Below are 19,036 nucleotides of genomic sequence, written 5' to 3' on the forward strand. Positions count from 1 at the left end.
TATCGACCACGCTACGCCCGCCCACGGCAACATGCCGCATCGCGCCGTCGGGTACGTGCCTCACGTCGTCGACTCGGCGGCCGGGGACTCCCGTTCCGACCGCCACCCCATCACCAGCACCACCACCGACGTCATCGCCGCCAGGCCGAACGCCGTGATGGCCATGGACAGCGCGCCCTGTGGGGTCTCGAAGGACTGGTTGAAGAAGTCGGTGACGGTCAGCCAGACCACCGTGCGGACGGTGAGGTACAGCTCGACCGAGGCGAAGACCAGGAGCGCGCCGCGCAGGTCGCGGCGGGCGCGGAAGGCCAGCCAGCCCAAGAGGAAGAAGCCCAGTACCGAGCCGAGGGTGGTGAACTCGGTGGACGCGGCGAGGTTGAGGGTGCCCAGCACCGAGCCGTCCACCGCGCCGCGGAGGTACCGGAAGGTGTCCATCCCGGTCAGGGTCAGCTCGTGGACGGTCCAGACGAGCCGGGTCACGCCCATCGCCAGGAAGAGGACGCCGCAGATCCGGGAGAGGCGGCGGTCCCGGGCGCCGGGGGCGGGGCGCGGGGCGGGCGGGTCCGAGCGGGTCCGGCGGCGCGGGCGGGTCTCGGTCGCCGGGAGCATCGTGGTCAGCACGACCACCGCGACCACCAGGCCCAGCACGCGGGTGGCCAGCGCCCACCCGCCGAGCGGGTCGGTGGCGTACTGGTCGCGGTAGGCGGCGTCGCAGAGGCCGACCGCCTCGCGCAGCGACACGGCCAGCAGGAAGAACCCGGAGAACAGGGCGGCGCTGCGGGCCGGCCGGCGGTGGGCGACGGCGAGCCCGGCGGTGGCGAGGAAGGCGGCGGCGAAGGCCCACTCGTAGGGACCGACCAGCTGGGACGCGGGGGAGGCGCCAGGGTTGAACAGGCCCTCGACGAAGTCCCATACGGAGCCGTCCCCTTGGACGATCCCGTACACCGTCCAGGCGGTGAGCGCGGTCGCGTAGAGGGTGAGGAAGAACGCGGTGGTGTGGTAGGCGCCGTGGTGCTGAGGGGCGGCGCGGGCCGGATCGCCGCCCGGACGTACGTCCAGCGCGTCGCCGTCCCGCATCACCATGCCCGATCCCCGTTTCCGTGCCGTGCGTCGCCGTGGCGGAATTGTCGCCGGTGGCGCCGCTGCCGCCGCCTCACTGTGTCAAGGACGGGCGGAGGGGCGGGGGAGGTTCCGCTCCGTGTGTCGCGAGTTGATCAAGAAGTGGTGGATCCTGCCCCGCGCGAGGGGCGGGGCGCGGCCCGGGGGCGTTCACCGTACGCGGCGGGCCGTGGCCGCCACGAAGTCGCGGATGCCCTGTCGGGTCGCGGCCCGCCGCTCGGTGAGGGCCTCGCGGTCCTCGACCCAGTGGATCTCGGTCACCTCGGCCATGATCCGCTCGCTGAGGTCGAGGACGTCCGGGTCGTCACTCACCATCTGGGCGCGGAACATGGCCTCTTGGGCCGTGTAACGGCTCTTGTAGACCTCCTCGCGCAGCTCCGGGGTGTCCTCGCCGCAGCGGTCGTCCTCGTGCCGCACGAACCAGCTGTGGACGAGGACCCGGCGGTAGTCCAGCAGCGCTCCCGCGTACGCGCAGTACGCATCGATCCGCTCCTGCCGCAGCCGCTCCGCACGGGCGAACCCCTCGCTGCGGTCGGCGGACCGGCTCTGGAAGTGGTGGGTGACGGCGGAACCCAGCAGGGTCCCGAAGACGGCGACGACGCTCGCTATGACTGCCTCCATGACAGACAGTGGACCACAGAGGAAAGGTGGATCCCGGTCATTTTTCCAACCGGTGCAGGTGGCAGCGGTGTTGTGGCACTACCTCTGGTAACGGACGGTTGTCGGGCGGGTGTTGGGGCAGGAGCCGGCCCCGGGCGGTCGGTGGGCGTGCGGCAAGATGTCGCCATGGGCATCTTCGGGGGAGAAGGCCGGTTGATCGGCGATCGGTACCGGCTCGGCATACGCCTGGGCCGCGGCGGCATGGGTACGGTCTGGCGGGCCACGGACGAACTGCTCGGCCGTCAAGTTGCCGTCAAAGAACTGCACTTGGACGACATGACGGCCGAGCCCGAGGCGCGGGTGCAGCGCGACCGGGCGATGCGGGAGGCGCGCACGGTCGCCCAGGTCAAGCACCCGAACGTGATCGTGGTGCACGACGTGGTCGAGCAGGACGGGCGGCCGTGGATCGTGATGGAGCTGGTGGAGGGCCCGTCGCTGGCCGACCGGCTGGCCTCCGCCGGGCCGCTCGCGCCGGACGAGGCGGCCCGGATCGGCCTGGCGCTGCTGGGCGCGCTGCGGGCCGCGCACGCCCGGGACGTGCTGCACCGCGACATCAAACCGGCCAACGTGCTGCTGGAGGGCGGCGGCGAGCGGGTGGTGCTGACGGACTTCGGGATCGCCCGGGTGCCCGGTGCGACGACGCTGACCGACGCCGGCGGCTTCGTCGGCTCGCCCGAGTACACCGCGCCGGAGCGGATGGCCGGGCGGGACGCCGGCCCGGAGGCCGACCTGTGGTCGCTGGGGGTGCTGCTGTGCGCCGCCCTCAGTGGGGCGACGCCGTTCCGCCGGGACTCGATGGCCGGGGTGCTGCACGCCGTGGTCTACGAGGAGATCGAACTCCCGCCGGTGGACGGGCCGTTGGCGGAGGCGCTCGGCGGGCTGCTGGAGCGCGATCCGCAGCGGCGGTTGGACATGGACGCGACGGAGCGGCTGCTGAGCGGCGTCACGGCGCCGGGGCGCGACCCCTTCGGGGAGCCGGGCGACGGCGTCCGCCGCGGGGCCCGCCCGCCACAGGGGGACCCGTTCCGGCCGGTGGCCGCCGCGGCCCGCCCGGGCCCCCCGGTGGCCGGGGCCCGCGGCGCCCCCTTCCGGCCCGGCGGCACGCCGGTGCTGCCCACCCCGGGCGGGGCGGTGCGCCCCGGTGCCGGGGGCTTCGCCGGGCCCCCGGTGGCGCTCGCCGCGGTCCCCGGCCACCGGGGCGCCGCGCCCGGCACCCCGGCATCGGCCACCGCCCGCCCGGCGGACCGCCGCAAGAGCCTCCCCCTGGTGATCGCCGCCGCCGTGGTCGTCGTCGGCGCCGCCGCGGCGGGCCTCGCCGCCCTGCTGACGCCCGGGGGCGGCGACGGCATCGACGACCTGACCGCCGCGCACCCCGGGGCCTCGGCGCAGGCCACGGCCCACAAGGGGAAGAAGGGGCAGGGGGGCGCCCAGGGGCCGTCGGGCCGGGGCCCGTCGGATCCGCGGGGCATCGCGCCGGGCGGGCCCGGACCGACCTCCACGGTCACGGTGACCACCTCCGCCGGGCCGGCCGACGGCGGGCATGCCCCGTCCGGCTACCAGATCGTCCGGGACCCGGCCGGTTTCACCATGGCCGTCCCGACCGGCTTCACCCGCTCCTACGAGAACTCGCGGGTCTACTACTACTCCGAGGGCAAGCGCTTCCGGATCGGGGTGCAGCTGCAGAAGCCGGTGCCCGAGGGGCCCATCGGCGCGATGCGCAAGGCGGACGCCAAGGGGCCCGACAGCTATCCGGGATACCGGAGCGGAAAGGTCGTCGAAACCACGCACAACGGACTCCGGGCCGGGCGCTGGGAGTTCGTCTGGGACGGCAGCGCCCAGGACGCCGGCGCGCGCTACACCTACGACCTCAGCTGGAACGAGGGCGGCAGGATGATGGACATCTGGATCTCCTCCCCGGTCGCCTCCCACGGGGACGCCAAGCGACAGTTCGACACCGCGACCGCGTCCTTCCAGCTGTCCGGCCGGTGAGCGCCCGGCGGCGCCGGTCCGCCCCGCCGCCCTCGGCCCGCCCGGCCGCGCCGTCCGGGACCGCCGCCGTCGCCCCGTCCCCCCAGACCAGCCCGCTTACGGCCAGCAAACACTGGCGCGATTGCGCGCAGCGGGTGAAAACCTGTTACTCCCGGGTACACAAAGCGGTCCCGGGCGAATACGCTCGCCCGCATGACGGACTCGCAGGACACCGGAACCGCCTCCGCCACCGACGAGGCCCACCTGGACGCACCGGCGCCCCCGGCCGCCCCCCAGGCGCCCTCCGACGGCAACCCGGTCGTGCTCGCCGCACCCGGTACCCGCACCGCCGCGGACGTGGTCCCCCCGGAGGTGGCCGCCCGCCTCACCCGGTGCGTGGTGACTGGGGGTACCTCCCGTTCGGACGGAGCCGAGAACGGGGGAGGAACCACCGCCAACCACACCCCGTTCACCGGGGAGAAGCTGGCGGACCTGCCCGAGTCCACCCCCGAGGACGTCGCCACCGCCTTCGAGCGGGCCCGCGCCGCACAGGAGCGCTGGGCGAAGGTCCCGGTCCGCCAGCGCGCCGCGGTCCTGCTGCGCTTCCACGACCTGGTCCTGCGCCGCCAGGCCGAGGTGCTGGACCTGATCCAGCTGGAGACCGGCAAGGCGCGGCTGCACGCCCACGAGGAGGTGCAGGCGGTCGCCGTCGCCGCCCGCCACTACGGGCGAAAGGCCCCCGCCTACCTCCGCCCCAAGGGCCACACCGGCGTCGTGCCGACGCTGACCAAGGTCACCGAACTCCGCCAGCCGCGCGGCGTGGTGGGGCAGATCGCCCCCTGGAACTACCCCTTCGAACTGACCGTGGGCGACGCCCTGCCGGCCTTCGTCGCGGGCAACGCCGTCGTCATGAAGCCCGACACGGAGACCGCGCTGACCGCCCTGTGGGCACGCGAGCAGCTGATCGAGGCCGGGCTCCCGGAGGACGTCTGGCAGGTGGTGATCGGCGACGGCCCGGTCGTCGGCCCGGAGGTCGTCCGGCACGCCGACTACGTCTCGTTCACCGGCTCGACCCGCACCGGCCGCGAGGTCGCCCAGGGCGCCGCCGCCCGGCTCGTCGGCGTCTCCCTCGAACTCGGCGGCAAGAACGCCATGTTGGTGCTGCACGACGCCGACGTGGAGAAGGCCGCCGCCGGCGCCGTCCGCGGCTGCTTCTCCTCCGCGGGCCAGCTCTGCATCTCCATCGAGCGCCTCTACGTCCACGAATCCATCGCCGACGCCTTCGTCGAGCGGTTCGCGGCCCGGACGAAGGCGATGCGGTTGGGCAACGCCCTGGCCTACGGCGCCGACATGGGCTCGCTGGTCGGCGCGCGCCAGCTGGAGACCGTCACCCGGCACGTCGAGGAGGCGGTGGCCAAGGGCGCCCGGGTGGTCGCCGGCGGCCGGCCCCGCCCCGACATCGGCCCGCTCTTCTACGAGCCGACCATTCTGGACGGCGTCGAGCCCCCGATGGCCGTCTGCGGCGAGGAGACCTTCGGTCCGGTCGTCTCGATCTACCGCTTCCGCGACGAGGACGAGGCGGTGGCCCGCGCCAACGCCACGCCCTACGGCCTGAATTCCAGTGTCTGGACCAAGGACGGCCGCCGCGGCCGGGCGGTCGCGGCGCGGCTGCGCACCGGCACGGTCAACGTCAACGAGTCGTACGCGGCCGGCTACGGCAGCGTGCAGTCGCCGATGGGCGGAATGGGCGACTCGGGCCTGGGCCGCCGGCACGGCTCCGAGGGCATCCTCAAGTACACCGAGGCGCAGACCGTCGCACAGCAGAGGCTGATGCCGCTGGCGCCGGCCTTCGGGATGGACGACGAGAAGTACGCCGCCTTCATGACCCGCAGCCTGCGCGTGATGAAGGCCCTCCGCCTGCGCTGAACGAGACGGAAGTATCCAGCCTCTCCGGCGTTCGAGGAGTGCGCCCGGGGGACGGAGCCCACTAGTCAGCCCCTCCGGCGATCGAGGAGCGGGGTCCGGGGCGGAGCCCCGAAAACGGACACGGAGGTACCGGTGCCACAGCCCAACCCTGCCCAACCCCACGCCCCGCAGGGGCCGTCCGCCGACGCGGGGCGCCCCGCCCAAGAGAACCCCGACGACTACGACTACGACTACGACGTCATCGTCATCGGCTCCGGCTTCGGCGGCTCCGTCTCCGCCCTCCGCCTGACCGAGAAGGGCTACCGCGTCGGCGTCATCGAAGCCGGTCGGCGGTTCACCCGCGAGACCCTGCCGAAGAACTCCTGGGACCTCAGGAACTACCTGTGGGCTCCGGCGCTCGGCCTCTACGGCATCCAGCGCATCCACCTGCTGGGCAAGGTGATGGTGCTGGCCGGCGCCGGGGTGGGCGGCGGCTCGCTCAACTACGCCAACACCCTCTACGTCCCGCCGAAGGCGTTCTTCGACGACCCCCAGTGGCGCCGGATCACCGACTGGCAGCAGGAGTTGAAGCCGTACTACGACCAGGCCCGGCGGATGCTCGGGGTCCGGCTCAACCCGACGATGACCCCGTCCGACGTCCACCTGAAGGCGACCGCGCAGGCCATGGGCGTCGGCGACTCCTTCCACATGGCGCCGGTCGGGGTGTTCTTCGGGGACGGCGAGGACGCCGCCGGCGCGGCCCGGGCGAGGCCGGGCGGGGAGGTCCCCGACCCGTACTTCGGCGGCGCGGGCCCGTCCCGCCGGGCCTGCACCGAATGCGGCGAGTGCATGACCGGCTGCCGGCACGGCGCCAAGAACACCCTCACCGAGAACTACCTCCACCTCGCCGAGAAGGCCGGCGCGGTGATCCACCCGATGACCTCGGTCGTCACGCTCACCGAGGACTCCCGCGGCGGCTTCGCGGTCAGGACGCTGCCCACCGACAACAAGAAGAAGGGCGCGGGCAGGACGTTCACCGCCCGCCGGGTGGTGCTGGCCGCCGGCACCTACGGCACCCAGACGCTGCTGCACCGCATGAAGGACAGCGGGCTGCTGCCGTACCTCTCCGACCGCCTCGGCGCGCTGACCCGCACCAACTCCGAGGCGCTGGTGGGCGCCCAGACCACCAGCCAGCGCTACCGCGAGCGGCACGGCGCCGACCGGGTCGACTTCACCAAGGGCGTGGCGATCACCTCGTCCATCCACCCCGACGAGAACACCCACATCGAGCCGGTCCGCTACGGCAAGGGCTCCAACTCCATGGGCGGCCTGACGATCCTTCAGGTCCCGTACCGGCCGGCCGGCCGGGTCCTGGGCTGGGCCGGCAACATGGTCCGCCACCCGTTGCTGGCGCTCCGCTCGCTCTCCAACCGCCGCTGGTCCGAGCGCACCATCATCGGCCTGGTGATGCAGTCCCTGGACAACTCCCTGACCACGTACCGCAAACCGCGCGGCCTGGGGAAGGGCCTGCTCACCGCCCGGCAGGGCCACGGCGCCCCCAACCCCAACCAGATCCCCGAGGCCACCGAGGCCGCCACCCTGCTCGCCCAGGAGATCAACGGCTTCGCGGGCAGCAACGTCGGCGAGCTGATGGGCACCCCGCTGACCGCGCACTTCCTCGGCGGCTGCCCCATCGGCGCGGACGCCGACCACGGCGTCATCGACGCCTACCACCGCCTCTACGGCCACCCGGGCATCTCGGTCGTCGACGGGTCCGCGGTCTCCGCCAACCTCGGCGTCAACCCCTCCCTGACGATCACCGCCCAGGCCGAGCGCGCCATGTCCCTGTGGCCCAACAAGGGCGAGGCGGACCCCCGTCCGGCCCCCGGGCGGCCGTACGTGCGGGTGGCGCCGGTCGAGCCGGTCCGCCCGGCCGTCCCCGCATCGGCCTTCGGCGCGCTCAAACTGCCCTTCCTGCCGGTTCCTTCGGTCCCGCCCAAGAAGTAGCCGCGGACGGGCGGAGGGCCGTCCCCCGCGGGGCGCCCCTCCTCCCGTCCCACGGTGCGCGTCGGGCCGTACGCCTCATGCGCTTCCGCGGCGCGTTACGCGGCCGTGCCGCCGGCCGCCCTGCGCCGCCGGACGGCGAAGACCGCCCCGGCGCCGACGGCCGTCGCCACGCCGCCCACCAAGCCGATCGTCGGCAGCGCCGACGAGGAACCGGTCGCGGCGAGGTTGCCGGTCACCGGCAGCCTGTCCAGGTCCTTCCCGGGCCTGCCGGTGGCGACCGGCCTGACGCCGCCCTGCGGGCCGGGCTTGTCGCCCGGCTTGCCGGGCTCGGCCGGCGGGACCTCGCCGGGCCTGCTGCCGGCGGACAGCACCGCGAAGTCGTACCACTGCTCCTGCGACGAGCCGCAGGACCCGTCCTCGTTGTAGTAGTCGCCCGCGACCAGCGCGAAGCCGTCACCGGGCGGGGCGCTCCTGTCGGCGCGGATCCGCATCCCCAACTCGGCGGTCCGGTGCGCTTCCAGCGCGAACCAGCCGAAGTAGTCGCCGTCGGACCACTCGCCGAACGCGGTCCACTTGCCGGTGTTCGGGTCCTGGTACTCCAGGTGCAGCGCGGACCCGGGGCGGTCCGCGCCGTCCTCCAGCGGCACCGCGAGGACGAACGGGTAGACCTCGTCCAGCTTCCTGTCGGTGGTGTTCGCCAGCTTGATGGTGAACCGCGACCAGTCGCCGCCGGCGACCAGCTTCGAGGGCAGGTTCGCCACGGTGACGTCGAGGGACGCGTCGTCGATGGTGCACTCGGGCTCGTCGGAGGGGGTGGTCGACGGGGTGCCCGGCGCGGTCGGGGTGGCCGGCGCGGTGGGCCCGGCGGTGGGGGACGGTGTGGTGGCGCCGCCCGGGGTGGCCGAGGCCGACGGCGTGGCGCCGCCCTCGCCGCCGGGCGGGGTCTCGCCGCCCGGGGTGCCCTCCCCGCCGCCGGCGGGGGTCTCGGCCGGCGGGGTGGGGGTGCTGCTCCGCTCCGGGCCGGGGGCGGACGGCGTCGGGGATGCGCTCGCGCTGGGCTCGGTGTCGGGACCGGTCGCGTGGGCTACGGGAGCCGCCATGAGGGCGGGGGCTATGACGGCCGTCGCGGCGACGGCCGTCAGGGCACGGCGGAGCTTCATCCAGAAGACCTCTCCGGTCCACGGTGCCGTGGCGCGGCACATCGGGGTGCTGGCCGTCGCGGTGGGGCGCGGTAGGGCCGTGCGTTGTCAGGTACGTGACCACGCTTGGCCGAAAAAAGTTGTTCGCTCAACTGAAAAGATCGCCGTGATACCGGTCACATGCTTCACGGTCGCCCCATGGGTAACGGACAACCGGCCCACAGCGAAGGGCCCCGGAATCCGTCCGCGAGGGGGGAACGCGGAGGCCACGGGGCCCTTGGCTTTCGGTGCCGGCATCAGGGCAGCGCCGGCACCGACGTGCGGCGCTGGGGGGGGGGGGTAGCGCCGCTGGCTCATCGGGGTGGTGCGGATCGGTGCGGGGTGGTGCGCGATGTTCCGCTCGCGCTCTGGTCTGGACCAATGGTGTGCGAGGTGAAGGCTCGCACCGGAAGCGGTCTGCGGTTCGTCAAACATCGTCCAGGATGCGCCTCACCTGGCGCAACCATTTCGACCGGATGCGGTCGGTCCCGGGCGTCCCCAGGACCGACCACCCCATCGGTGTGACCGGGCTGCTGTCCCCTGCTGACCGGTCACGGACCGGAACGAGGTCCCACGACGCGGACCGCTGCCAGCGGCCGGCGTCTCATCGCTCCGGCTTTCCGCCCGTGGGGCGGCGTCTACGCGTAGTCCTGCAGGCCGCGCCTGGCTGGCGTGGCACCGGGAACAACGAACCCTCTCGGCGCCCGGTCACGCGCCGTACGGGTGAGAGGGCACCCGAACTCAGTTCCAGCCGGGCCCCCACTCGGCTCCCACCCGGAAACCGGCCGCGGGACCGATCGAATCCGGCCGCACGCCCGGCCTCGGGAACCGGCCTCAGACCCGACCCCGGGAGAGCTCCAGCAGGGTCATCGCCAGTGCGGTGCCCGACCGGCCGAGCTGGTCGCTGTAGCGCGCCAGCACCTCCATCTCCCGGGAGAGGTTCAGCCGGGGCCCGCCGGAGGCGATCCGCTCGCGCTGGATGACCGCCGAGACGGCCATCCGTTCTTGGACCAGCCCGATGATCCGCCCGTCGAGATCGTCGATCCGGTGCCGGGCGTCCCGGATCACCTCGGCCGCCTCGGGGGTGTGCGCACCGGCGTCCGGGGCGGCGGTGACGGTGGCGGTGGGCGTCGTCCGCGCGGTGTTGTTCGGCGTGGTCATGTCCGTTCCTCCTGGGGTGAGGGGCCCCTGGAGCCCTGGCGACCGCTGCGGTCCCGGACAAACACCAGCGCCCCGGACCGTCATCGGCCCGGGGCGCCTGGGGAAGTCGTGTGTCAGTCGATCAAGCAGCACGACCATGGCAGCCGGACGGGCCGGTGCCATAGGTAAAAGCGAAGCTGTACTGCTGGAACATGGCGTTCAGTATGAGCCCGTTAGAATCGAAAGTCCAACCCCGCTCCACACCGCCGGAAGGCCGCCGAAGTGCCATCAGCGCCCCCTGCCGCCGCACCTGACGTCGTCCTCGTCGTCGACTTCGGCGCACAGTACGCCCAGCTCATCGCCCGACGGGTCCGAGAGGCCCGGGTCTACAGCGAGATCGTGCCGTCCACCATGCCGGTGGCCGAGATGCTCGCCAAGAACCCCAGCGCGATCATCCTCTCCGGCGGTCCGTCGTCGGTCTACGCCGAAGGCGCTCCCAGCCTCGACCGTGCGCTGTTCGAGGCCGGTGTCCCGGTCTTCGGCATGTGCTACGGCTTCCAGCTGATGGCCACCACCCTCGGTGGCACGGTCGACAACAACGGTGCCCGTGAGTACGGCCGCACCGCGCTGACCGTCAGCAAGCCCGGCTCCACCCTCTTCGAGGGCACTCCGGCCGAGCAGTCCGTGTGGATGTCGCACGGCGACGCCTGCTCAGCCGCCCCCGAGGGCTTCGCCGTCACCGCGTCCACCGATCTGGTCCCGGTCGCCGCCTTCGAGAACGACGAGAAGAAGCTCTACGGCGTCCAGTACCACCCCGAGGTGCTGCACTCCACCCACGGCCAGCAGGTCCTGGAGCACTTCCTCTACCGCGGCGCGGGCATCGAGCCGACCTGGACGACCACCAGCGTGGTCGAGGAGCAGGTGGCCGCGATCCGCGAGCAGGTCGGCAGCAAGCGGGCGATCTGCGGACTGTCCGGCGGCGTGGACTCCGCGGTGGCCGCCGCCCTGGTCCAGAAGGCCATCGGCGACCAGCTCACCTGCGTCTACGTCGACCACGGCCTGATGCGCAAGGGCGAGACCGAGCAGGTCGAGAAGGACTTCGTGGCGGCGACCGGCGTGCAGCTGAAGGTCGTCGACGCCGCCGAGCGCTTCCTGAACGCGCTCAAGGGGGTCTCCGACCCCGAGCAGAAGCGGAAGATCATCGGCCGGGAGTTCATCCGGGTCTTCGAGCAGGCCCAGGCCGAGCTGGTCGCCGAGGCCGGCGCCGAGGGCGAGGAAGTGGCCTTCCTGGTCCAGGGCACGCTCTACCCGGACATCGTCGAGTCCGGCGGCGGCACCGGCACCGCGAACATCAAGTCGCACCACAACGTCGGCGGTCTGCCCGACGACATCGAGTTCGAGCTCGTCGAGCCGCTGCGCAAGCTGTTCAAGGACGAGGTCCGGATGGTCGGCAGCGAGCTGGGCCTGCCGGAGGAGATCGTCCACCGCCAGCCGTTCCCCGGCCCGGGCCTGGGCATCCGCATCGTCGGCGAGGTCACCCAGGAGCGCCTGGACCTGCTGCGCGAGGCCGACGCCATCGCCCGCGAGGAGCTGACCGCGGCCGGTCTGGACCGCGAGATCTGGCAGTGCCCGGTGGTCCTGCTCGCCGACGTCCGCTCGGTCGGCGTCCAGGGCGACGGCCGCACCTACGGCCACCCGATCGTGCTGCGCCCGGTCTCCTCCGAGGACGCCATGACCGCGGACTGGACGCGGATGCCGTACGAGGCCCTGGCCCGGATCTCCACCCGGATCACCAACGAGGTCGCGGACGTCAACCGCGTCGTCCTGGACGTCACCAGCAAGCCGCCGGGCACCATCGAGTGGGAGTGACCTCCCACTGACGCCCGACGGCAACGCCGCCGCCCCGCTCGTGGGCGGCGGCGTTGCCGTTTCTGCGCGGCGTGGAGCCGCTCAGCGGTCACCGGCGCGGGCAGTGGGCCCGGCCCCTGGGCCGGAACCGGCCTGTCGGTCCTCCACGGCCGCCGCCAGCCGGTCCAGCGTCGTCACCATCGCAGGGACCATCCGCCGCGGATAGCCGGGGAGTTCGATGGTCAGGCGGGAAAGCCGGGCCCGCGACCAGTCGTAGGTGTGGGTCACCCGGGTCCGGGCCGGGCGGGAGCCGTCCCCGGCGGACAGCTCGTGCAGCGCGAACCGCCAGCGCTGGCCGCCGACCAGCCGGCGGCCACGGAACTCGCCCCAGGTCTCCCAGGCGATCAGCCGGTCCGGCGCGTACTCCACCACCACGTTCACCGAGCGGTAGGCGAGCCCGGCCTGCGCCATCGCCATGCCGAACCGGTCGCCCGGCCCCAGTAGCGCCGGCCCGTCGGGGTGCCCGCGCAGCATGCCCGAGCCGTCCAGCGCGGCGTGCCGGGCCGGGTCCCGGAGGACGGCGAAGATCTGCTGCGGGGCGGCCGCGAGCTCCCGGGTGACGGAACGGGCGCGGGCGGGGGTGGCCAGGACCGTGGTGGTGCGCATGGTGTGCCTCGTCTCTCCTCGTGCCGCGGAGGGCGGCGAACAGGAAGACGGCGCGGCGGCGCGTTTCGTGACGCCGTGGGCCTGGCCTCCGATGCAAGCGGAGGGTAGCTTCCGCCCGAGCGCCGTGAGCCGTACGCGCCAGGAGGAGAACCGCGATGCCCGAGCCGACGCCGATACCCACCGAGCAGCTGCAGTTCGCGATGCCGCCGCGGCACACCGGCGTCGAGGAGGAGCGTCGGCACCGCAAGGAACGCCTGACCGCGGCGCTGCGCCTCTTCGCGCGGTACGGCTTCGAAGAGGGCGTCTCGGGCCACATCACCGTGCGGGACCCGGAGTTCACCGACTGCTTCTGGGCCAACCCCTTCGGCGTCTCCTTCGCGCTGATGACCGTCGGCGACCTGATCCTGGTCAACGGCGAGGGGAAGGTCGTCGAGGGCCGCCACCACGTCAACCAGGCGGCGTTCACCATCCACGCGCAGGTCCACCGGGCCCGCCCGGACGTCGTCGCCGTCGCCCACAGCCACTCCACCTACGGCCGGGCGCTCGCCGCCCTCGGGGAGCCGCTGGACCCGATCACCCAGGACGTCTGCGCCTTCTACGAGGACCACGCCCTCTACGACGCCTATACGGGCGTGGTGGTCGACGAGGAGGAGGGGCGCCGGATCGCCGCCGTGCTCGGCCCGCACAAGGCCGTGATCCTGCGGAACCACGGACTGCTGACGGTGGCCGACTCGGTCGACGCGGCGGCCTGGTGGTTCCTCGCCATGGAACGCTGCTGCCAGGTGCAGCTGGCGGCGAAAGCGGCCGGCAAACCGGTGCTGATCTCCCATCAGGACGCGGTGCGCACCCGCGAGCAACTGGGCAACGACCTGGTCGCGTGGATCAACTACCAGCCGCTGTACCAGCAGATCGCGCGGAGCGAGCCGGAGATGTTCGGCTGAGCCGCGCCGCCGGCACGACGGGAGGCGCGGCGCCACGCGGCCGGCCGGCCACGAAACGCCGCCCCTCGTACGTCACTTCTGCGGGAACAGCTGCAGGAACGGGTCGGCCGCCGCCGGCAGGCCGCGGCTGAACGGGGCGTCGAAGTCCCAGACGAGGAACAGCAGGAACGCGATCAGCGCGCTGAACAGGCCGGCCATCAGCATCTCCCGCCCGGAGCGCCGGATCTGGAGCGTGTACATCACCCCGATGGAGATCACGCCCCCGACGATCAGCCCGAACCACACCACCCCCGGGAGCGTCGAGTCCGCCGCGTCCGCACGGGCCATCCGGGCGCTGTCCGCGGCCGCGACCTGGTCGACGAGCGGCTGGTAGGACTCCCGCTCGAAGTCGTCGCGCGGGTGGTACTCCATGACGTCCGTACGGACCTTCGCCAGGAGGTCGCCGCCCCGTTGGGTGAGCTCCCCGCGCTCGGCCATCACCGGCCATTCCTTGTGGACAACGTAGTCCGCATAGGAGTTGACGTCCGCGCGGATGGTGTCCCGTACGGGCGCCGGCCAGACCCGGGCCCGTTCACTGACCTCGTGCAGCGCCTGTGCCTCGGCCCGCACGGTGTCCTCGGCGGTGCTCCGGGCCTCCCACACGCCGGCGATGGCCAGGCCCAGCACGATCGCGTAGACCACCCCCACCATCATCGTCAGGTACTCGATCACATCGGGCGTCTCGGACGGGTCGTCGTCCTCGCCGATCCGGCGCTCCTTGAGGACGGTGATGGTCAGGACGACGCCGCACACCGCGGCCATGGCGATGGTCAACACCAGCCATTGCGACATGGAGACCTCCTACGAGGAGCCGCGCCCGGCGGAGCGGGACGCGGAACGCGAACGGGGACGGAGCGCGGCGCCGGCCAGCACCGCCGGGGTGGTGACCAGCAGCGTCCTGGTCACCACGGAGTGCCCGCGGTGCGGCTTGTGGTGGGCCGGGGTGTAGCGGAGCGGGCGGGCGGGGACCGGCAGCGCCAGGCGGTGCACGGGCTGCGGCGTGGGGGCGGGCGGCGGCGGATCGGGGGGCGCGGGGCGGACGGGCGGAGCCGGCGGCGACGGCCGCGGCACGGGGGCGGCCTTCGGGGTGGGCCGCGGCTGGGGGCGCGGCGCCGCGGTCCGCGGGGGTGCCGGGGACGGCGGCGCGGGCCGGTGCGTGGGGGTGGGCGTGGGCGTGGTGCAGGGGATGCGCCAGCCCGGCGGCACGGGGAAATCGGTGGGCAGCTCGACGGGGGGCGAGGTGCCGGCGAAGGCGCAGTTGTCGTCGGACGGCCGCTGGAGGGCACCTGGACGGGCGGCGGCCGGCGCGGAGCCGACCAGGGCCAGGGCCGCCGCGAGCGTCGACGCCGCGGCCAGTGACAGCGCCGCGGCACGGGCCAGGGTGGCGAACGGGGGCCGGGGCCGGCGCGGGGTGGCGCCGGCGCCGGTTCGGACGGAATCGTGTCTCTCGCGCACGGCGGGAGCTTGCGCAGCGGCCGGGCCGGGCAGCCGCCGATCGACGGCGATTCGCCCGAACGGGGGAAGCGCGGGCCGGGCTGTCCGGACACCGTACGGGCCGCCGCGCCGCCCGGTGCACAGGTGAGCGTCAACCTGCCGCCGTCGCACGGGACTCCCGTGACCAGGACGATTACCGGCCGGCCCGGTGCCCTGGGGCACAATTCCCGTTGAGAGACGAGAAGTTGATACAAGCGGCGGCGGGGCGGTACGGACGTGTCGGTGGATTCGGCGAGCACAGTGGCCGGAAGGGGCGAGCCCGGAGGCGGTGGGCAGCCCGGCGACGGTGGCGCGTGCCGGTGCGGACGATGCCCGCACGGCGCCCGCGAGGGGCACCGGCAGGCGATCGCCGCGTTCGTCGCGCTGCGGGAGGAGTTCGCCGCCGGGCGCGGGGTGCCGGCCGGGCTGGCACGCTCCGCCGGCGCCGCCCGGCAGTGGGTGTCGGACGAACTGACCCTCTCCGCCCGGATGCTGGCCGAGCGCGGCGCCGCCGAGGGCGCCTCCTGGCCGGCGGTCGTCCGTCGGCGCACCGTGACCGTGGTGTGGGCCGCGGTGCTGGCGCTGCTGCTCGGGCAGGCGCTCACCGCCGTCGGCACTGGCTGGACGACGGGCCGCACGGCCACCCTGGTCGCGGCCGCCGCGCTGGCCCTCGGGGCGACCGCGGCGGCCTGGCTCCACCGTGAACAGGGCGGCGCGCTGGCCCCGTTGGTCGGCGAGGACCACCGGCTGTCCACCTCCCGCGCGATCGCCGCGGCCTGGGTGGCGGCGGTGCTCTACGCCGTCCTGACGCTCGCCGTCCAACTGGCGGTGGCCGCGGGCCCGGACGCCCGGCGCCGGCTGCTCTCCGGGCTCGGACTCGCCGCCTCGGGAGGGCTGCTGACCATACTGGCCATCGGCTGCGCGGTGGCGGTGCTGGCCTACGGGATGACCGCCGGACGGGTCCGTTCCGGGCGGGTGCAGAAGATCCCGGCGGACCGGCCCCGGGCCGCCGACCTGCTGGCGGACGACGCCGGCCGCGGCAGCTTCACCGACGCGCAGTACGTGCTGGTGAACATCGCGGTGCTGGGCTTCGCGCAGGTGCGGCTGGCCGCAGACCCGACCCGACTGCCCGCGCTGCCCTGGGTGTTGGTCGTCCTGGTGGCGCTCTCGGCGATGACGTATCTGGCGGGCAAGGCCGTCGCCGGGGGCCGGCCGGTGATCCTCTCCGTCGTCCGCGCCCGGGAGCTGGGCGATCTCGCCGCGCCGATCCGCACCGGCGACGACATCGAGATCCGCGGTACCGGCTTCGTGCCGCCTGGCGCGACCACCCCGGACCGGCTGGCCCGTACGGTCGTCCGGATCGGTGGGGTGCATGTGCCGGTCCCGCTGGTGCCGGTGCCCGGGGGCTTCGCCAATCCGACGGACGGGGTGCTGACCGTGCCGGTGCCGGTCGACGTGGAGCCGGGGCCCGTGGAGGTCCGGGTGATCACGGCGGCCGGGGCGGAGACCCGCGGCTATCGCATCGAGGTCCAGGACTGAGCGGGCCGGACGGCTGCGTCCGCCCCCGTTCCTGCGGGGCGGGCGGCAGGCGCCCCGGCGGCCGTCGCGACGGCGCGCCGCGGCCCCACGGGTCGGCGTGGGAGGGAATCTCGCGCGTCCCTGCGTACGCATCTCGCCAAGCCGTGCGGGCGGCGGCACAATCGGCTGCTCCCGGTGGCAACGGAGAGGCGACGTCATGGCTCACGCACACCGCACACGCCCGGTCGACGTGGGCGCTGCCCGACCCGTCGGGCTCCGGAGCGGACTGGGGCGGCACGCGCTGCTCCCGCTGCGGCTCTTCCTGGGCGCCACCTTCCTCTACGCCGGACTCCAGAAACTGACGGACCGGGCGTTCCTGTCCGGTGGCGCGAAGGGCTCGCTGAGCGACCTGCTGCGGCAGGTGCACGACACCGCCGCGCTGCCGCGACTGGTGGAGCTGGCCCAGCACAGCACGGTGGGCTTCGGCTATGCCGTCGCCGGCGGTGAGGTGCTGGTCGGCATCGGGACGCTGATCGGGCTGCTGGGGCGGCTGGCGGCCCTGGGCGGCGCGCTGATCTCGCTGACGCTGTGGCTCACCGTGAGCTGGCCGTCCACCCCGTACTACTACGGCAACGACCTGGCCTACCTGATGGCCTGGACACCGCTGGTGCTGGCCGGCGCGCCCGCCTTCTCGCTGGACGCGGCACTGGCCAACCGCCGCCAGCGGCACGGGACGCAGCTCTACGGATGACGGGCCGCGGGTCATGACGGCTGCGGGGGCGGGGCGTCCCGCTGGTGGTGGCGGCGGACGGTGGCCCAGACGGCGGTGGTGATCCCGGCGACCAGCAGGCCGGCGGGGAGGGCCAGGAACAGCCAGGGGCGGGGGGCGTGCCAGAGGCCGAGGGCGTCGAGGCCGTAGCCGGTGCCGACGGCGAGGGTGGCGGCACCGGTGATCAGCCGGCCGGGCTCGAAGGGGTGGCGGTTCACTGGGGGGCTCCCTGCGGGGTCGGGGGAGAGGCCGGGGACGGGGTGGCCGGCGGGGTCGTGGTGGCGCGCTCGACGGCGATCTGGCCGGCGCCGACCTCCAGGTCGAGCTCGACCGTGCCGTGCGGCTGCTCGCCCTTCTTCAGGCCCTCGGCGGGCAGGGTGACCCGTCGCTCGCGGTGGCCGGCGACGATCTCCACGTCGTTGGCGGCGTCGCCGGGCAGTTGGATGTCGCCGACGCCGAGCCGGAGGCGGAGGGTCGCGGTGGTGCCCTGCGGCAGCGTCACCCGGAGCCGGCCGGCGCCGACTTCCGCGCCGGTGCGGACCGTGGTGCCGGGCTTCAGGGGGAGTTGGGTGAGGTCGAGCAGGCCCTCGCCGGAGCCGACGGTGTAGCGCGGCTGCACGGCGGCGACGGTGGTCGGGGCCCAGGTGCGGTGCTGCCAGTCGGCGGTGATGTTGGCGGGCAGCGCCATCGCGCCGGCCAACAGCGCGGTGGTCAGCACCGCCATGAAGACCGTGCCGCCGCCCGTGCGCCCCCACCAGGCGCTCAGCACGAGGCCCAGCCCGAAGACGACCAGCGCGCAGGCCAGGCCCGCCTGGAGGGACGGGGCCAGCGCGGCATGCCGGGAGACGGCCAGGGCGGTGCCGGTGCCCGCCAGGACGGCCAGCACGAACGTGCGGCCGCCGATGCCCCGGCCCAGGGCGGGCCGGGCGGGCCGGGGCGGGACGACGTCGGTGCGCGGGGCGGGCGCGGGGCCGGGGGACCAGCTGCCGCGCGGGCGGGGGCCGTCGGAGACCCCGTGGGTGAAGTCGTAGGTGATGTCGATTCGGGTGTCCTCCGGGCCCCAGAGGTAGCCCCGGCGCAGCAGCGCCTCGGTGCGCGGATCGCGCCACCAGGAGGGGGTGTTGGGCGCCGGCGGAGCGGTGGCCTCCGGCGGGGCGTCGGCGACCGCCTGGGCTGTGGCGGCGTCCACGGAGCCCAGGCCCTCGGCCTGGGCGCGCCGGCGCTGGCGCGACCAGTAGGCGGCGCCGGCCACGGCCAGCGTCACCATGATCGCGAAGGACATCATGCTGCCCTTGCCGAGGGTGGTCAGGAACAGCGCGCAGCCGACCAGCGCGCAGAGCAGCGCCGTCAGGGCCGAGCCCTCGACGCGGCCGGAGAGCAGCCGGCGGCCCTCGTTCTCCTCCTCGCCGTCGAGGGGGACGAGCAGCCAGGCGAAGCCGTAGAAGATCAGGCCGAGGCCGCCGATGGACAGCACGGCGAGCACGACCCGGAAGATCACCGGATCGATGTCCCACTGCCGGCCCAGGCCGCCGCACACGCCCGCGACGACCTTGTGCCGCCGGCTGCGGCGCAGCGGGGCGCCAGAGGGCGGCGTGGTGCCGGCGGCGCCGGAGTCCGCCGGCTCCGCGGCGGTGGGTGCATCGTTCATGGAGCCATGGTGACAAGTGCGGCCGGGCCGCGGCATCGGTGAGAACCCTGGCTGATCCCTGATATCCCCCGAGACGACCCCGACGTCCCCCGGATGCCTCCCTTGGGGCCGTCGCCCCGGCCCCCTCGCGCCGCCGTTGCGGCGGCTCCGGGCGCGC

At 74.1% G+C, this 19,036-nt stretch carries 16 protein-coding genes; 7 read left to right on the plus strand and 9 right to left on the minus strand.

Going from position 1 to position 19,036, the window contains the following annotated elements:
* Nucleotides 1–60 precede the first annotated feature (60 nt).
* Together JNO44_RS25995 and JNO44_RS26000 are read right to left on the minus strand one after the other, a co-directional pair.
* Nucleotides 61–1,083 (minus strand): hypothetical protein, encoded by a 1,023-nt coding sequence (locus JNO44_RS25995; RefSeq protein WP_205366307.1) that lies wholly within the window; start codon nucleotides 1,081–1,083, stop codon nucleotides 61–63.
* A 186-nt stretch (nucleotides 1,084–1,269) separates the two neighbouring features.
* Complete coding sequence (locus JNO44_RS26000; RefSeq protein ID WP_205366308.1) at nucleotides 1,270–1,740, minus strand: hypothetical protein; 471 nt, start codon at nucleotides 1,738–1,740, stop codon at nucleotides 1,270–1,272.
* A gap of 165 nt (nucleotides 1,741–1,905) precedes the next feature.
* Between JNO44_RS26000 and JNO44_RS26005 the strand changes: the two genes are divergently transcribed.
* The 3 genes from JNO44_RS26005 (at nucleotide 1,906) to JNO44_RS26015 (ending at nucleotide 7,659) form a co-directional block, all read left to right on the plus strand.
* Nucleotides 1,906–3,768 carry a serine/threonine-protein kinase gene (locus JNO44_RS26005; protein WP_205366309.1) on the plus strand — a complete coding sequence of 621 codons (1,863 nt, stop codon included), beginning with the start codon at nucleotides 1,906–1,908 and terminating at the stop codon, nucleotides 3,766–3,768.
* Nucleotides 3,769–3,960: 192 nt separating this feature from the next.
* Nucleotides 3,961–5,673: a succinic semialdehyde dehydrogenase gene (locus JNO44_RS26010; protein WP_240167666.1), complete on the plus strand. Its 1,713-nt coding sequence runs from the start codon at nucleotides 3,961–3,963 to the stop codon at nucleotides 5,671–5,673.
* Nucleotides 5,674–5,805: 132 nt separating this feature from the next.
* Entirely contained in the window at nucleotides 5,806–7,659 is a 1,854-nt protein-coding gene (locus tag JNO44_RS26015) for a GMC oxidoreductase (RefSeq protein WP_420882683.1), read from the plus strand.
* 95 nt (nucleotides 7,660–7,754) lie between these two features.
* Here the strand turns inward: JNO44_RS26015 and JNO44_RS26020 are convergent, their stop codons facing one another.
* Together JNO44_RS26020 and JNO44_RS26025 are read right to left on the minus strand one after the other, a co-directional pair.
* A complete protein-coding gene (locus JNO44_RS26020) occupies nucleotides 7,755–8,819 on the minus strand; it encodes a cell wall protein (protein WP_205366310.1) in 1,065 nt (354 codons plus the stop codon).
* Nucleotides 8,820–9,671: 852 nt separating this feature from the next.
* Nucleotides 9,672–9,998, minus strand: a complete 327-nt coding sequence (locus JNO44_RS26025) for a chorismate mutase (RefSeq protein ID WP_205366311.1) — start codon at nucleotides 9,996–9,998, stop codon at nucleotides 9,672–9,674.
* 261 nt (nucleotides 9,999–10,259) lie between these two features.
* On the opposite strand from JNO44_RS26025, the gene guaA reads away from it, so the two are divergent.
* Nucleotides 10,260–11,846, plus strand: coding sequence for a glutamine-hydrolyzing GMP synthase (gene guaA / locus JNO44_RS26030; RefSeq protein ID WP_205366312.1), 1,587 nt, complete (start codon nucleotides 10,260–10,262; stop codon nucleotides 11,844–11,846).
* An 81-nt stretch (nucleotides 11,847–11,927) separates the two neighbouring features.
* Here guaA and JNO44_RS26035 read toward each other — a convergent pair whose 3' ends face one another.
* On the minus strand, nucleotides 11,928–12,491 hold the full coding sequence (locus tag JNO44_RS26035) for an SRPBCC family protein (protein WP_205366313.1): 564 nt from the start codon (nucleotides 12,489–12,491) through the stop codon (nucleotides 11,928–11,930).
* 155 nt (nucleotides 12,492–12,646) lie between these two features.
* Here JNO44_RS26035 and JNO44_RS26040 point away from each other — a divergent pair, with 155 nt between their 5' ends.
* The gene (locus JNO44_RS26040; protein ID WP_205366314.1) at nucleotides 12,647–13,432 is read left to right on the plus strand and encodes a class II aldolase/adducin family protein; all 786 of its coding nucleotides are present in this window, start codon (nucleotides 12,647–12,649) and stop codon (nucleotides 13,430–13,432) included.
* Between the two features lie 72 nt (nucleotides 13,433–13,504).
* Here JNO44_RS26040 and JNO44_RS26045 read toward each other — a convergent pair whose 3' ends face one another.
* Together JNO44_RS26045 and JNO44_RS26050 are read right to left on the minus strand one after the other, a co-directional pair.
* Nucleotides 13,505–14,263: a bestrophin-like domain gene (locus tag JNO44_RS26045; RefSeq protein ID WP_205366315.1), complete on the minus strand. Its 759-nt coding sequence runs from the start codon at nucleotides 14,261–14,263 to the stop codon at nucleotides 13,505–13,507.
* Nucleotides 14,264–14,272: 9 nt separating this feature from the next.
* Nucleotides 14,273–14,926, minus strand: a complete 654-nt coding sequence (locus tag JNO44_RS26050; protein WP_205366316.1) for a hypothetical protein — start codon at nucleotides 14,924–14,926, stop codon at nucleotides 14,273–14,275.
* Nucleotides 14,927–15,205: 279 nt separating this feature from the next.
* Between JNO44_RS26050 and JNO44_RS26055 the strand changes: the two genes are divergently transcribed.
* Both JNO44_RS26055 and JNO44_RS26060 read left to right on the plus strand, forming a co-directional pair.
* A complete protein-coding gene (locus tag JNO44_RS26055; protein ID WP_205370529.1) occupies nucleotides 15,206–16,483 on the plus strand; it encodes a hypothetical protein in 1,278 nt (425 codons plus the stop codon).
* 196 nt (nucleotides 16,484–16,679) lie between these two features.
* Nucleotides 16,680–17,213, plus strand: a complete 534-nt coding sequence (locus JNO44_RS26060) for a DoxX family protein (RefSeq protein WP_205366317.1) — start codon at nucleotides 16,680–16,682, stop codon at nucleotides 17,211–17,213.
* 11 nt (nucleotides 17,214–17,224) lie between these two features.
* Here the strand turns inward: JNO44_RS26060 and JNO44_RS26065 are convergent, their stop codons facing one another.
* Both JNO44_RS26065 and JNO44_RS26070 read right to left on the minus strand, forming a co-directional pair.
* Nucleotides 17,225–17,449, minus strand: a complete 225-nt coding sequence (locus tag JNO44_RS26065; RefSeq protein WP_205366318.1) for a hypothetical protein — start codon at nucleotides 17,447–17,449, stop codon at nucleotides 17,225–17,227.
* Entirely contained in the window at nucleotides 17,446–18,879 is a 1,434-nt protein-coding gene (locus JNO44_RS26070; RefSeq protein WP_205366319.1) for a PspC domain-containing protein, read from the minus strand. Before JNO44_RS26070 ends, JNO44_RS26065 begins: the two co-directional genes overlap by 4 nt.
* Nucleotides 18,880–19,036: the final 157 nt, after the last annotated feature.

This window comes from Streptomyces noursei (assembly GCF_016917755.1).
In the GTDB taxonomy this organism is placed as follows: domain Bacteria; phylum Actinomycetota; class Actinomycetes; order Streptomycetales; family Streptomycetaceae; genus Streptomyces; species Streptomyces yunnanensis.